Origin of the sequence: Micromonospora reichwaldensis, assembly GCF_031845925.1 — a bacterium.
In the GTDB taxonomy this organism is placed as follows: domain Bacteria; phylum Actinomycetota; class Actinomycetes; order Mycobacteriales; family Micromonosporaceae; genus Micromonospora; species Micromonospora reichwaldensis.
The window spans coordinates 1-12,729 of record NZ_JAVRFL010000041.1 but is presented as its reverse complement, the minus strand read 5'-3'; the positions used below and the strand labels follow the sequence as shown (position 1 = coordinate 12,729).

Below are 12,729 nucleotides of genomic sequence, written 5' to 3'. Positions count from 1 at the left end.
ATGCAGCGATGTCGATGTCCGGCGTGGCCGCCTGACCATACGTCCGAGGTAAGCCGGCTCACAATCCGAGGCCGCTTTGCCCGATTGGCGTCGTCCATGCCGGAAAATTACTTAAGTACATCGTACTTTCGGCTAGATTTCGGCAGACCGATCGGGCTAAGGTGACTCCCGAACGGACATCTGAACTTAAACCTAAGCGTCACGTCTTTCATCCGCGGACGAGGTGCAGGGAGGACCACCCATGACCGCGCCAACGATCAGCGAGCCGGCGACCACGACAGCGCCGAGCACCGCCCAGAAGCTCGACCCGCGTGCGCTCACCGACAGCGCCGCGGACCTGCTCAACGCGATGGCCGCGCTGCCGGCCGGCCACCCGTCCCGCGCCGCCCTGCGCGACAAGGCGATCGAGGCCTGGCTGCCGCTCGCCAACCACCTCGCCCACCGCTACAGCGGCCGGGGCGAGCCCACCGACGACCTGGCCCAGACCGCCGCGGTCGGCCTGATCAAGGCGATCGACAAGTTCGATCCGTCCCGCGGTGTCGACTTCGCCGGCTACGCGATCCCCACCATCATCGGTGAGCTCAAGCGGCACTTCCGCGACCGCACGTGGGACATCCGGGTCCCCCGCCGGCTCCAGGAGCTGCGGCTGGCCATCTCCGACGCCAACAGCTCGCTGTTGCAGACCCTGGGCCGTTCGCCCACGGTGGCCGACATCGCCGCCCACCTCAAGCTCACCGAGGAAGAGGTGCTGGAGGGCCTGGAGGGCGCCCGCGCCTACAACGCGGTCTCGCTCTCCACCCCGACCGGCGACGGCGACCGCGCGACCGAGCTGGGCGACATGCTCGGCGGTGTGGACGGCGAGTTCGAGCTGGCCGAGCTGCGGGTCGCCCTCGGCCCGGCGCTGGCCACGCTCGACGAGCGGGAGCAGAAGATCCTCACGCTGCGGTTCTACGGCAACCTGACGCAGTCGCAGATCGCCGAGCAGATCGGCGTCTCGCAGATGCACGTGTCCCGGCTGCTGGCCCGCGCGCTGACCAAGCTGCGGGGGCAGCTCGACGGCACGTACTAGGGGTGGTGGGCGATGGCCGGGCCGGCGGGCCCGGCCATCGCCGTGTCCAGGGCGGGCGCGGCGCCACCGCGGCACGACGCCCGGGTCCCCCTCCGCGAGGGAGACCCGGGCTTCGCCGCTCGGGCGGGTGGAACCGGGCGCCGTCGTTCAGGCGGGCTCCCCGCCCGCCGTCGCCGCGCGGGCGGGCTCCCGCCACATCGGCCAGAACGGCGTGCCGTCGGGCAGGTGGAAGGGCTCGGCGACCTGGTAGCCGTGCCGCGCGTACAGGTCGCGACCGGTCTCGCTGGCCGCCTCCAGGTAACCGGGCACCCCCTCGGCGTCGAGCACGGCGTGGTGGTGCCGCAGCAGCGCGCTGCCCAGCCCCTGCCCCTGCCGGTCCGGTGCGACGGCGAGGAACGCCAGGTGGTGGTGGTCGGGGTGCGGGTGGTGGGCCTCGAAGAGCTTGTCCAGGTGGGCGAACCGGTCGGTCCACTCCCCGCAGGCCGCGGCCAGCCGGGCGTCGTAGTCCGCCGGCGGCGGGGCCGGGTCGCCCACCGAGGGGAACCAGACGGCGACCCCCGCCCGGTCCGCGGTCGCGTGGACGAGGCCGTACCGCATCGCGTGGTCCACCAGGATCGCGAAGTTGCCGGCCAGCACGGACTGCCGCCGCCCGGCGTCGGGCACCAGCCACCGGGGCGCGTCGAGGGCCATGAACGCCTCGGCGATCCGGCCGGCCACCAGCGACGTCTCCCGCGGTCCGAGCCGCTCGATGCGCACCCCGCTCACCGCCGCGCCGCCGTCCCGCTCGGGACGGGCCCGCCGAGGTGCCCGGTCGGCGGCGCCGACACCGCCACGCTCTCCGCGCCCAGACCGATCCGGGCGTACGTGTCGGGGCGGCTGCCGCGCAGCACCAGCGCCCACAGCAGGCCGAGCAGCGCGGCGACCGGGTAGACCGCCGGGACCGCCCAGCGCAGGGGCGAGTCCGGGGCCACCCCGAGCAGGTCGGCGAAGTTGACCACCGCGAGCAGGACGATCACGGCCAGGGCCACGGCGGCGAGTCCGGGGGCGACCGCGCGCCGCCACAGCGTCTCGTTGACTCCGTCGCGGGCGAAGAAGGCGATCACCGCGACCGAGGTGGTGGCGATCAGCAGCAGCACCCCGAAGCCCCCGGCGGTGCCGACCCAGTAGAACAGCTGCACCACCGGGTCCCAGCCGTTGAGCGCGTAGAGCAGGATCACCACGAGGCCGAGCGCGCTCTGCGCGAGAGAGGCGGCCCGGGGCGAGCCGGTGCGCGGCGAGGTCTGCCCGAACACGGCCGGCAGCACCCGCTCCCGGCCGAGCGCGAACGTGTACCGGGCGGTGGTGTTGTGGAAGGAGATCATCGCGGCGAGCACCGAGGTCAGGAAGAGCGCCTGGCCGATGGTGACGGCGGTGCCCCCGAGGTGCGCCTCGGCCAGGTTGAAGATGAGTCCGATGCTCTGCTCGCCCGCCTCGGCGGCGATCCGGTCCGGCCCGACGGCGACGGTCATGCTCCACGACGACAGCGCGTAGATCCCCGCGATGATGGCGATGGAGAGATAGGTGGCCAACCGCACCGTCCGCCGCGGGTCCTTGCTCTCCTCGCTGAACACCACGGCGGACTCGAAGCCCACGAAGCCCAGGATGGCCAGCACCAGCACCGCACCGGCGCCGGGCACGACGAGGTTCTCCGGTGACAGCGCGGCGAAGCTGACGTCCCCGCCGGCCGGGTGGGTCAGCTGCCCGAGGTCGAAGACCACGATCACCACCATCTCGGCGACCAGCAGCGCCGCCAGCACCAGGCCGTTGAGGTCGATGCGGAGCAGACCGAGCACGCCGACCGTCGCCCAGGCGACCAGAGCCACCACCCACCACGCCGGGGCCACCCCGAACAGGCGGCCCAGCACCGGTTCCGCGGCGGCGCCGATGGTGCCGTAGAGCCCCACCTGGAGGGCGTTGTACGCGATCAGCGCCACCCAGGCGGCGCCGACGCCGGCCGGGCGGCCCAGCCCACGGGCGACGTAGGCGTAGAACGCGCCGGCGTTGGCCATCCGCCGGGCCATCGCCACGTACCCGATGGAGAAGAGGGCGAGCACCGCGGCCACCGTCAGGAAGGCCAGCGGGATGCCGAGCACCCCGACGACCCCGTACCCCGTGGTGACGACGCCGGCCACCACGGTCAGCGGGGCGGCGGCGGAGAGGACGAAGAAGATCACCGACGGCACGCCGAGCCGGCCACGGGCCAGGGCCTCGGAGACGTTGCTCGGTCGGTCGAGCGTTGGTGTCGACATACGCGGACTCCGGTTCGAGGGGAGGGAGGGGTGGAGGGCGTCAGCCGACGCCGCGCAGCACGGCGGCGCCGACGGCGGCCTCGGTGTGCGCCACGAGTTCCCGCAGCGGCGGGGGCAGCGCCGGGATGAGCACGCCCAGCCGGTGGTGCGCCCGGGGGCCGGCGCTCCACAGCACCTCGCGGCTCAGCCCGGCGGCGACGACCAGACCCAGCAGCGTCCCGTCGGGCACGCTCGGCGGTTCCGGCCGGTCGAGCAGGGCGCGCAGCCGGGTGGCCGGCCAGGCCACCGCGTTGACGTCGATCGGCAGGTAGCTGACGGTGGTACGGAGCAGCCGCCGGCTCTCCTGCCGGCGCAACACTCCCGCCCTGACCAGCCGCTCCCCCACCGAGGTGGTGGCGGTCTGCGCCAGGAAGCTCAGCCAGGTACGCACCGGGTGCTGCTGCGTCTCGCCGACCAGCTGGTCCAGCACGGTGTGCGCCAGCGCGTCGGCCGGCGGGCGACGGTCGAGCACCGTGACGAGCCCGGCGGAGACGGTGACGTGTCCACGTAGGACCAGTTCACCGAGCAGCCCTGCGGCGAGGCCGAGGCCGGTCGCCGTCGGGTGCAGCTTCGCCTTGCCCCGACTGTCGTTGTGGGTGATCAGGAAGAACTCGTCGGCGATGTGCAACCGGTCCTCCCGCACGGGTTGTCCACAGTGTTCGCAACCGGGCAAGGATGCACCGGCCGTGACTGCAACGCAACTCCCGTTTATGGAAGTTGCACTCCGTGCTGGCCCCACCTGCGGATCTTGCCGTGACAGACTCGGAGGGTGACCGCGAGCCCCACCGTCCGCCGCCGCCGCATCGCCCGGGAACTCCGCCAGCTGCGCGAGCGCGCGGGCATGACCCTGGACGTCGCCGCCCGGCAACTGGACATGTCCAAGAGCAACCTGTCCCGCATCGAGAACGCCCAGATCGGCATCAAGCCGCGCGACGTCCGGGCCGCGCTGGCGCTGTACGAGGTGACCGGGGCCGACGCCGAGGCGCTCATCGAGATCGCCCGCGGGGCGCAGCAGCGCGGCTGGTGGCAGAAGTACAGCGACGTCCTGCCGGAGTGGTTCGAGTTCTACGTCGGGCTGGAGGCGGAGGCGGCGAGCCTGCGCACGTACGAGGTCGAGGCGGTGCCCGGGCTGTTGCAGACCGAGGCGTACGCGCGGGAGGTCTTCCGGCGCACCGCGGGTGAGGACGGGATCGAGCGCAAGGTCGCCGCGCGGCTGCATCGGCAGAACGTGCTGCACCGCGACAACCCGGTCGAGTTGTCCGTGGTGCTCAACGAGGCGGTGCTCTGCCGCCCGGTCGGCGGCAACGCCGTGATGGCCGACCAGATGGCCCACCTCGCGAAGGTCTCTCAACTACCGAACGTGATTCTCCAGGTACTTCCGTTCTCCGCTGGCGGGCACCCGGCGATGAACGCGCCGTACGTCGTGCTGACGTTCGCCGACACCGCCGACGCGGCCGTGGTTTACCTGGAAAACCTCACGATGGGGCTGGCTCTGGAGGAGGCCGGACAGGTGCGCGGGTATAGCCTTGTGCACGAGGAGATGTGCCGGATGGCACTCGGTCCGGAGGCGTCCCTGACCCGCCTGACGGAAGCTTCTCGTCACTTTGCGTGACCGTTGACGCGGCGCGCCGGCACAGACGGGGGTACCGCGATGAGCGCGCTCGACCTGACCCGCGCCCAGTGGCGCACCAGCAGCCGCAGCGTGGGCAACGGCAACTGCGTGGAGGTCGCCGCCGCCGGGGACCGGATCGCCGTCCGGGACAGCAAGGACCGGCCCGGCCCCGTGCTGGCCTTCCCGGCGTCGGCCTGGCGCGCCTTCGTCACCGGCGTCGACGGGGTACGCCCCGGCTGAGCCGCTCCCCGGGCGGTGCGAGACTGGGCCGTGCTCTCGGACGTGCCCCTCGACCTGCCCGTACGCCCGGTGCTGCCGGAGCTGGTCGCGGCGCTGCGCGGCGCCGGCGCCGGGGTGCTGGTCGCCCCGCCCGGCACCGGCAAGACGACCCTCGCCCCGCTGGCCGTGGCCGACGAGGTCCCCGGTCGCGTGCTGGTCGCCCAGCCGCGCCGGGTGGCGGCCCGCGCGGCGGCGCGCCGGATGGCCGCGCTGCTCGGCGAGCCGCTCGGCGAGCGGATCGGGTACGCCGTGCGCGGCGAGCGCCGCAGCGGACCGCGGACCCGCGTCGAGGTGGTCACCACCGGGCTGCTGGTGCGGCGGCTGCACCGCGATCCCGAGCTGGCCGGCACCGGCGCCGTGCTGCTCGACGAGTGCCACGAGCGGCAGCTCGACGCCGACCTGGCGCTCGCCTTCGCGGTGGAGGCCCGGGCCGCGCTGCGCCCCGACCTCTGGCTGCTGGCGATGTCGGCCACCCCCGAGGCGGACCGCTTCGCCGCGCTGCTCGGCGGCGACGGCGCTCCCGCGCCGATCGTCCGGGCGTCCTCGGCCCTGCACCCGGTGACCCGGATCTGGGCGCCGCCACCCCGGCCGGTGGCCGCGCCGGGGGCCGGCCCGGTCGACCGGGGCCTGCTCGACCACGTCGCGGCGACGGTGCGCCGGGCGCTGCGCGAGTGCGCCGGTGACGTGCTGGTCTTCCTGCCCGGGGCCGGCGAGATCGGTGCCGTCGCGGGCCGGCTGGCCGACCTGCGCGACGCGGTCGCCGTCCTGCCGCTGCACGGCCGGCAGCGCGGCGCCGACCAGGACGCGGCGCTGCGCCCGGCCGACCGGCGGCGGGTGGTGCTGGCGACGGCGGTGGCGGAGAGCAGCCTGACCGTGCCGGGCGTCCGGGTGGTGGTGGACGCCGGGCTGTCCCGGGTCGCCCGGATGGACCTGGCCCGGGGCCTGGGCGCCCTGGTCACCGTCGCCGTGTCCCGGGCGGCGGCCACCCAGCGGGCCGGCCGCGCGGGCCGGGAGGCGCCCGGGCACGTCTACCGCTGCTGGTCGGCGGCGACCCACGAACGGCTGGCCACGCAGCCGGAGCCGGAGATCGCGACCGCCGACCTGACCGGCTTCGCCCTGGAGCTGGCCGCCTGGGGTTCGCCGGACGGCGCCGGGCTGGCCCTGCCCGACCCGCCCCCGGCGGCGTCGATGACGGTGGCCCGCGACACCCTCGCCACCCTCGGCGCGCTCGACGCCGACGGGCGGATCACCGACCGGGGCCGGGCGATCGCCGCGGTCGGGGCGCACCCCCGGCTGGCCCGGGCGCTGCTCGACGGGGCCGCCCGGGTGGGGGCGGACCGGGCGGCGGAGATCGTGGCGCTGCTCGCCGAGGACACCGCCGCCGGGCCGGGCGACGACCTGACCGCCGCGTGGCGCCGACTGCGCGCGGGCGCGGACCCGGGTGCCACCGCCCGCTGGCGTTCGGAGGTACGCCGGCTACGCGCCGCCCTGCCCGACGCGCAGTCGGGACGGCCCGACCGGGGCCGCCCGCCCCTCGGCTCCGACGCGGCGACGGCGGGCGGCACCGGCCGGACGCGCCCGACCCGGCACCCGGCCGGTGAGCCGCCCGCCGTGCACCCGCCCGGGCGCGGCCACCCGGACCCGGCCGGGGACGCGGACCGGGGCCGGTTGACCGACGACCTGGCCGCCGGGCTGCTGGTCGGGCTGGCCCACCCGGAGCGGCTGGCCCGGGTGCGGCGGCCGGGCGGCTCGGCGTACCTGATGAGCGGCGGGACCGCGGCGGAGCTGGCGCCCGGGTCGGGGCTGGCCGGCGCCGACTGGCTGGCGGTCGCGGTGGCGGACCGCTCCCCCGGCGCGCCGACCGCCCGGGTGCGGCTGGCCACCCCGCTCGACGAGGCGACCGCCCGGGAGGCGGGCGGGCCGCTGCTGCGCACCGAGCGGGAGGTCGGCTGGGCCGGCGAGGACGTGGTGGCCCGGGAGGTGCTGCGGCTGGGCGCGATCGAGCTGGTCGAGCGGCCGCTCGCCCGGCCCGACCCGGCGGAGGTGGAGCGGGCCCTGCTGACCGGCCTGCGTCGTACCGGCCTCGGCCTGCTGACCTGGACCCCGGCGGCGCGGGCGCTGCGCGAGCGGCTGGCGTTCTGCCGGCAGTCGCTCGGCGGCGACTGGCCCGACGTGGGCGACGAGGCGCTGCTCGCCGACGCGCCCGCCTGGCTGGGCCCGGAGCTGGCCCGCGCCCGCCGCCGTGCGGACCTGGCCCGCCTCGACGTGGCCGGGGCGCTGCGCCGGCTGCTGCCGTGGGCGCTGGCGGCGCGGCTGGACGAGGTGGCGCCCGAGCGGATCGCGGTGCCGAGCGGGTCACGGATCCGGCTCGACTACGCCGATCCGGCGGCGCCGGTGCTCGCGGTGAAGCTCCAGGAGACCTTCGGCTGGCGGGACGCGCCGCGCATCGCCGACGGCCGGGTGCCGGTGCTGCTGCACCTGCTCTCGCCGGCCGGGCGGCCGGTGGCGGTCACCGCCGACCTGGCCTCCTTCTGGCGCACCGGCTACCCGCAGGTACGCGGGGAGCTGCGCGGGCGCTACCCGCGCCACCCGTGGCCGGAGGACCCGACCACGGCCCCGCCCACCCGGCACGCCACCCCGCGCCGGCGCTGAGCGGGCTCATGTCGTCGCCACGAGGCTCACAGCGCTGAACCGGCTGGTTCGCTCGCGACGCCCGCTCACTCCTGCACGACGTCGGCGACGACCACCGTGACGTTGTCGGGCCCGCCGGCGCGCAGCGCCAGGTCGATGAGCCGGCGGGCGCAGTCCGCGCGGTCGGGGTGCTCGGCGAGCACCTCGGCGAGGGTGTCCGGGCGGACGACGTTGGACAGCCCGTCGCTGCACAGCAGCCAGCGGTCCCCGGCCCACGGCACCATCGTCGCGTACGCCGGGGAGACCTCCTCGCCCTGCAACGCCTGGGTGACCACGGCCCGGCGGGGGTGGCTGCTGGCCTGGTCGGCGGTGATCACCCCCTGGTCGACGAGCATCTGCACGAACGTGTCGTCCCGGGTGATCTGCTTGAGCACGCCTTCGCGGAACAGGTAGGCGCGGGAGTCGCCGACGTGGGCGAGGGCCAGGCAGCTGCCCGTCCGGGCGAAGAGCAGGGCGGTCAGCGTGGTGCCCATGCCCTGCCGCTCCGGATCCTCGGCGACCGCCTGGTGGATCCGCTCGGTGGCGAGCTGGATGCCGCTCTGCAGTGCGGCCACCAGCGCGTGCTCCGGGGTCTCCACGTCCAGCGGAGCGACCGCGTCGATGGCGATCGCGCTGGCCAGGTCGCCGGCCGCCATCCCGCCCATGCCGTCGGCGACGGCGACGAGCCAGGTGCCGGCGTGCAGGGCGTCCTGGTTTCCGCTGCGGATCAGCCCACGGTCGCTCGTTCCCACGGAGCGCAGCTTCAGGGTCATGGGTGGCAGCCTGCCAGGCGGAGGGCTCAGTTGTCTCTAGGAGATCAGGACCTCGGCGCGTCGCGCGGCGAATCTCACTGTCCCGGGGGTCCGTCGGGCGGGTCCACGCCATCCAGTCGGATCGATTGACAGGGCGCGGGAGGCACTGGAACCATCGACAGAACCTGGGAGCGCTCCCAGGTCGCCTACCGCCATCCCGTCCCCGCAGTCGTCCGGAAGGAACACCCGTGACGCCATCCCGACGTCGCCTCGCACTGCTCGCGACCGCGACCGCCATCGCCCTGACCGGAGCCACCGCCGGCACGGCCCACGCCGAACCACCCCCCGACGCCCCCGAGCAGATCGACAACGGCGACTTCAGCGCCGGTGTGTCCCCCTGGTTCTCCTACGGCACCGGCCCGCTCGCGGTCACCGACGGCCGGCTCTGCGCCGCCGTGCCCGGAGGGCTGGCCAACCCGTGGGACGCCGGCATCGGCCAGGACGGCGTGCCGCTGGTCGCCGGGGCCGAGTACACCCTCGGCTTCGACGTCTCCGCCACCCCCGGCACCGCCGTCAAGGCGGTCCTGCAACTCGGCACCGCCCCCTACACCACGTACGCCAGCGTCGACGCCACCGCCAGCGGCACCGCCCAGCGGTTCGAGAAGACGTTCACGGTGCCCGAGGCGAACCCGGCCGCCCAACTGATCTTCCAGGTCGGCGGCAACGCGGCCGAGCAGACCGTCTGCCTCGACGACGTCTCGCTGCGCGGCGGCGACCCGCCCGCGCCGTACGTGCCCGACACCGGGCCACGGGTGCGGGTCAACCAGGTCGGCTACCTGCCCGGCGGGCCGAAGAACGCCACCGTGGTCACGTCGGCGACCGACGCCCTGCCCTGGCAGCTGCGCTCCGCCGCCGGCACCGTCCTGGCCAGCGGCAGCACCACCCCGCGCGGCGTCGACGCCGCCTCCGGGCAGAACGTGCAGACGCTGGACTTCTCGGCGTACCGGACCCCGGGGGCGGGGCTGACCCTGACCGTCGACGGCGAGACCAGCCACCCCTTCGACATCTCCGGCACCCTCTACGACCGGCTGCGCGCCGACTCCCTCCAGTTCTTCTACGCCCAGCGCAGCGGCATCGCCATCGACGGCGACCTGATCGGCGCGGAGTACGCCCGCCCGGCCGGGCACCTCGACGTGGCGCCCAACAAGGGCGACACCAACGTGCCCTGCCAGCCGGGCGTCTGCGACTACTCCCTGGACGTGCGCGGCGGCTGGTACGACGCCGGCGACCACGGCAAGTACGTGGTCAACGGCGGCATCGCCACCTACCAGCTGCTGAACACCTTCGAGCGGACCCGCACGGCCGCCACCGCCGGGCACGGCGCGGCCCTCGGCGACGGCACGCTGCGGGTGCCCGAGCGCGGCAACGGCGTACCGGACGTGCTCGACGAGGCCCGCTGGGAGCTGGAGTTCCTGCTGCGCATGCAGGTGCCGGCCGGCAAGCCGCTCGCCGGGATGGCCCACCACAAGATCCACGACAGGAACTGGACCGGCCTGCCGCTCGCCCCGCACGACGACCCCGAGCAGCGCGAGCTGCACCCGCCGTCGACCGCCGCCACCCTCAACCTGGCCGCCGTCGCCGCCCAGTGCGCGCGGCTCTTCGCCCCCTACGACGCGGCCTTCGCGAAGCGCTGCGACACGGCGGCGAAGACGGCCTACGCCGCCGCCAAGGCCAACCCCACGCGGTACGCCAGCCCCGCCGACAGCACCGGCGGCGGCGCGTACGACGACACGAACGTCACCGACGAGTTCTACTGGGCCGCCGCCGAGCTCTACCTGAGCACCGGCGAGCAGCCGTACCTGGCGGACCTGACCGCGTCGCCGCACCACACCGGCAACGTGTTCGACCCGCGCGGCTTCGGCTGGCAGGGCGTCGCCGCGCTGGGCCGGCTCGACCTGGCCACCGTGCCGAACGGGTTGCCGGCCGCCGACCTGGCCCGCGTGCGCGCCTCGGTCACCGCCGCCGCCGACGCCCACCTCGCCGAGGCGGGCCGGCAGGCGTACGGGCTGCCGATGCCCGGCGACCCGGACAGCTACTTCTGGGGCGGCAACGGCAACCTCATCAACAACGCGGTCGTGCTGGCCACCGCCTTCGACCTGACCCGCGACGCGAAGTACCGCGACGGCGCGGTGCAGGCGATGGACTACGTCCTCGGCCGCAACGCCCTGAACATCTCGTACGTGACCGGGTGGGGCGAGCACGCGGCCGAGAACCAGCACAGCCGGATCTTCGGCCACCAGCTCGACCCGGACCTGCCGAAGCCGCCCGCCGGCTCGCTGGCCGGCGGCCCGAACGCCGCCCTCCAGGACCCGTTCGCCGCCAAGCTGCTCGCCGGCTGCAAGCCGATGTTCTGCTACGTCGACGACATCAACTCGTACGCGACCAACGAGGTGGCCATCAACTGGAACTCGGCGCTGGCCTGGATCGCCTCGTTCCTGGCCGACCAGGGTGACTCGAAGGCGGTGCCGGCGCCCACCTGCGCCGCCACGTACACCAACTACGGCACCTGGCAGGGCGGCACCGGGTTCACCGCCCAGGTGACCATCCGCAACACCGGCACCAGCGCGATCGACGGCTGGGCGGCCCGCTTCGCCTTCACCGGCGACCAGAAGGTACGCGAGGCGTGGTTGGCCAAGGCGACCCAGGCGGGGGCCACCGTCACCGCGAAGAACGAGTCGTACAACGCCAGGATCGCCCCGGGCGGCACCGTCACCTTCGGCTTCAACGCGGTGACCGGCGGCGGCGCCAACCCGGCGCCCGGCCTGATCACCGTCAACGGCGCGGCCTGCACGCTCTCCTGACCGACCCGTGGTCCGGTGCGCCCCGGCGATCCGTCGCCTCGACCGCACCGGCCCGGATCGTCCCAGGTGACGAGCGCGCCGCCCGCGTAACGGCCTCCCCCGGGTCCCCGGGGGAGGCCACCACCGGGTCCAGCCGCGACGCGGGCCGTGCGGCCGGCAGCCGCCGAATCCGGTGGACGGCAGGCGGGGCGTACGACAGGGTTGCCGGCATGGACGACGCGGAGCGGCGGGTCTGGTCGCGACTGCCGGACGACACCCGGAGCGCCCTGGCCGGCCTGAGCCCGGCGGACCTGCGCACGCTGCTGCTGGCGGTGGCCCGGGACCGGGCGGCGGCGGTACGCCCCGCGGACCTGGTCCGCCGCTGGCGCACGGACCGCTTCACCCGGCCGGCGGCGGCCGACCCCCGCGCGCTGGCCGCCGTCGAGGCCCGCCTGTGGGAACTGCTCCCGGCGGAGTTCGCCGGCGTCGACCTCTCCCCCGTCGCGCCGCTCGGCACCTGCTCGGTCGTCACGCCGATGAGCCAGAACCGCATCGTCACCACCTTCCGCGCCACCGAGGTGCTCAGCGACCCCACCAACGCGCTCGCGATCGAGGCCGCGGTACGCCGCCGGGAACAGCCGGCCGGCGGCACCGTGCACCTGGCCGCCTGCCACCGGGTGCTGCGGGCGCAGGACTTCGGGCCGACCTGGTCGGCGCACTTCCGGCTCTTCACGCTGGTCTCCAGCGCCCGCGACACCGGCTCGGGGCGCACCGAGGCACGGCTGCTCACCCTGCACCTGGCGTACTGGCACACGGTGCTCGCCACCCTGCTGCCGCCGTCGGCGGCGGCCCGGGTACGCCTGACCGTGCTGGACAGCCCCGTCATCGGGGAACGGATCGCCGACACCGTCCGGCCGGCGCTGGGCCCGTCGGGCGTACCGCTTGTGGACGAGCCGGAGCGCCGACGCGGCCGGGGCTACTACGTCGACGCCGCGCTGCGGATCACCGCCGGCGACGGCGCCGACGAGGTCGAACTCGGCGACGGCGGCTTCACGGACTGGACCGCCAGGATAACCAGCGACGCCAAGGAACGCTGCCTGACCTCCTGCCTGGCGACGGAGCGCCTGACCACCCTCACCCCCTGACCACCCTCACCCCTCCCTCCCGCCCTCCCGCCCTC

General features: G+C 75.1%; 10 protein-coding genes. 6 read left to right on the top strand and 4 right to left on the bottom strand.

Features of this window, described 5'->3' with window-relative positions:
* Window positions 1–241 precede the first annotated feature (241 nt).
* Window positions 242–1,069, top strand: a complete 828-nt coding sequence (locus tag RM555_RS26325) for a SigB/SigF/SigG family RNA polymerase sigma factor (protein ID WP_311414262.1) — start codon at window positions 242–244, stop codon at window positions 1,067–1,069.
* A gap of 147 nt (window positions 1,070–1,216) precedes the next feature.
* Here RM555_RS26325 and RM555_RS26320 read toward each other — a convergent pair whose 3' ends face one another.
* The 3 genes from RM555_RS26320 to RM555_RS26310 are packed head-to-tail and all read right to left on the bottom strand — an operon-like array spanning window position 1,217 to window position 4,039.
* Window positions 1,217–1,834: a GNAT family N-acetyltransferase gene (locus tag RM555_RS26320; RefSeq protein WP_311414261.1), complete on the bottom strand. Its 618-nt coding sequence runs from the start codon at window positions 1,832–1,834 to the stop codon at window positions 1,217–1,219.
* Complete coding sequence (locus RM555_RS26315; RefSeq protein ID WP_311414260.1) at window positions 1,831–3,357, bottom strand: APC family permease; 1,527 nt, start codon at window positions 3,355–3,357, stop codon at window positions 1,831–1,833. The genes RM555_RS26320 and RM555_RS26315 overlap by 4 nt, the downstream gene beginning before the upstream one ends.
* 40 nt (window positions 3,358–3,397) lie before the next feature.
* Window positions 3,398–4,039, bottom strand: coding sequence for a GOLPH3/VPS74 family protein (locus RM555_RS26310; RefSeq protein ID WP_311414259.1), 642 nt, complete (start codon window positions 4,037–4,039; stop codon window positions 3,398–3,400).
* 126 nt (window positions 4,040–4,165) lie between these two features.
* On the opposite strand from RM555_RS26310, the gene RM555_RS26305 reads away from it, so the two are divergent.
* Genes RM555_RS26305 through RM555_RS26295 form a run of 3 tightly spaced genes read left to right on the top strand, consistent with a single transcriptional unit; the run spans window position 4,166 to window position 7,939 of the window.
* Complete coding sequence (locus RM555_RS26305; protein ID WP_311414258.1) at window positions 4,166–5,008, top strand: helix-turn-helix domain-containing protein; 843 nt, start codon at window positions 4,166–4,168, stop codon at window positions 5,006–5,008.
* A gap of 39 nt (window positions 5,009–5,047) precedes the next feature.
* Complete coding sequence (locus RM555_RS26300) at window positions 5,048–5,248, top strand: DUF397 domain-containing protein (RefSeq protein ID WP_132235920.1); 201 nt, start codon at window positions 5,048–5,050, stop codon at window positions 5,246–5,248.
* Between the two features lie 30 nt (window positions 5,249–5,278).
* Window positions 5,279–7,939 (top strand): ATP-dependent RNA helicase, encoded by a 2,661-nt coding sequence (locus RM555_RS26295; RefSeq protein WP_311414257.1) that lies wholly within the window; start codon window positions 5,279–5,281, stop codon window positions 7,937–7,939.
* Between the two features lie 65 nt (window positions 7,940–8,004).
* Here RM555_RS26295 and RM555_RS26290 read toward each other — a convergent pair whose 3' ends face one another.
* Window positions 8,005–8,730 carry a PP2C family protein-serine/threonine phosphatase gene (locus RM555_RS26290; RefSeq protein ID WP_132235916.1) on the bottom strand — a complete coding sequence of 242 codons (726 nt, stop codon included), beginning with the start codon at window positions 8,728–8,730 and terminating at the stop codon, window positions 8,005–8,007.
* Between the two features lie 227 nt (window positions 8,731–8,957).
* Here RM555_RS26290 and RM555_RS26285 point away from each other — a divergent pair, with 227 nt between their 5' ends.
* Both RM555_RS26285 and RM555_RS26280 read left to right on the top strand, forming a co-directional pair.
* Entirely contained in the window at window positions 8,958–11,570 is a 2,613-nt protein-coding gene (locus RM555_RS26285) for a glycoside hydrolase family 9 protein (protein ID WP_311414256.1), read from the top strand.
* 209 nt (window positions 11,571–11,779) lie between these two features.
* The gene (locus tag RM555_RS26280) at window positions 11,780–12,694 is read left to right on the top strand and encodes a hypothetical protein (RefSeq protein ID WP_311414255.1); all 915 of its coding nucleotides are present in this window, start codon (window positions 11,780–11,782) and stop codon (window positions 12,692–12,694) included.
* Window positions 12,695–12,729 lie beyond the last annotated feature (35 nt).

What these genes read in the sequence shown, in the direction of transcription:
- RM555_RS26325 (WP_311414262.1), top strand. Translation starts at nt 242, where the DNA reads ATGACCGCGCCAACGATCAGCGAGCCGGCGACCACGACAGCGCCGAGC.
- RM555_RS26315 (WP_311414260.1), bottom strand. Translation starts at nt 3,357, where the DNA reads ATGTCGACACCAACGCTCGACCGACCGAGCAACGTCTCCGAGGCCCTG.
- RM555_RS26300 (WP_132235920.1), top strand. Translation starts at nt 5,048, where the DNA reads ATGAGCGCGCTCGACCTGACCCGCGCCCAGTGGCGCACCAGCAGCCGC.
- RM555_RS26290 (WP_132235916.1), bottom strand. Translation starts at nt 8,730, where the DNA reads ATGACCCTGAAGCTGCGCTCCGTGGGAACGAGCGACCGTGGGCTGATC.
- RM555_RS26280 (WP_311414255.1), top strand. Translation starts at nt 11,780, where the DNA reads ATGGACGACGCGGAGCGGCGGGTCTGGTCGCGACTGCCGGACGACACC.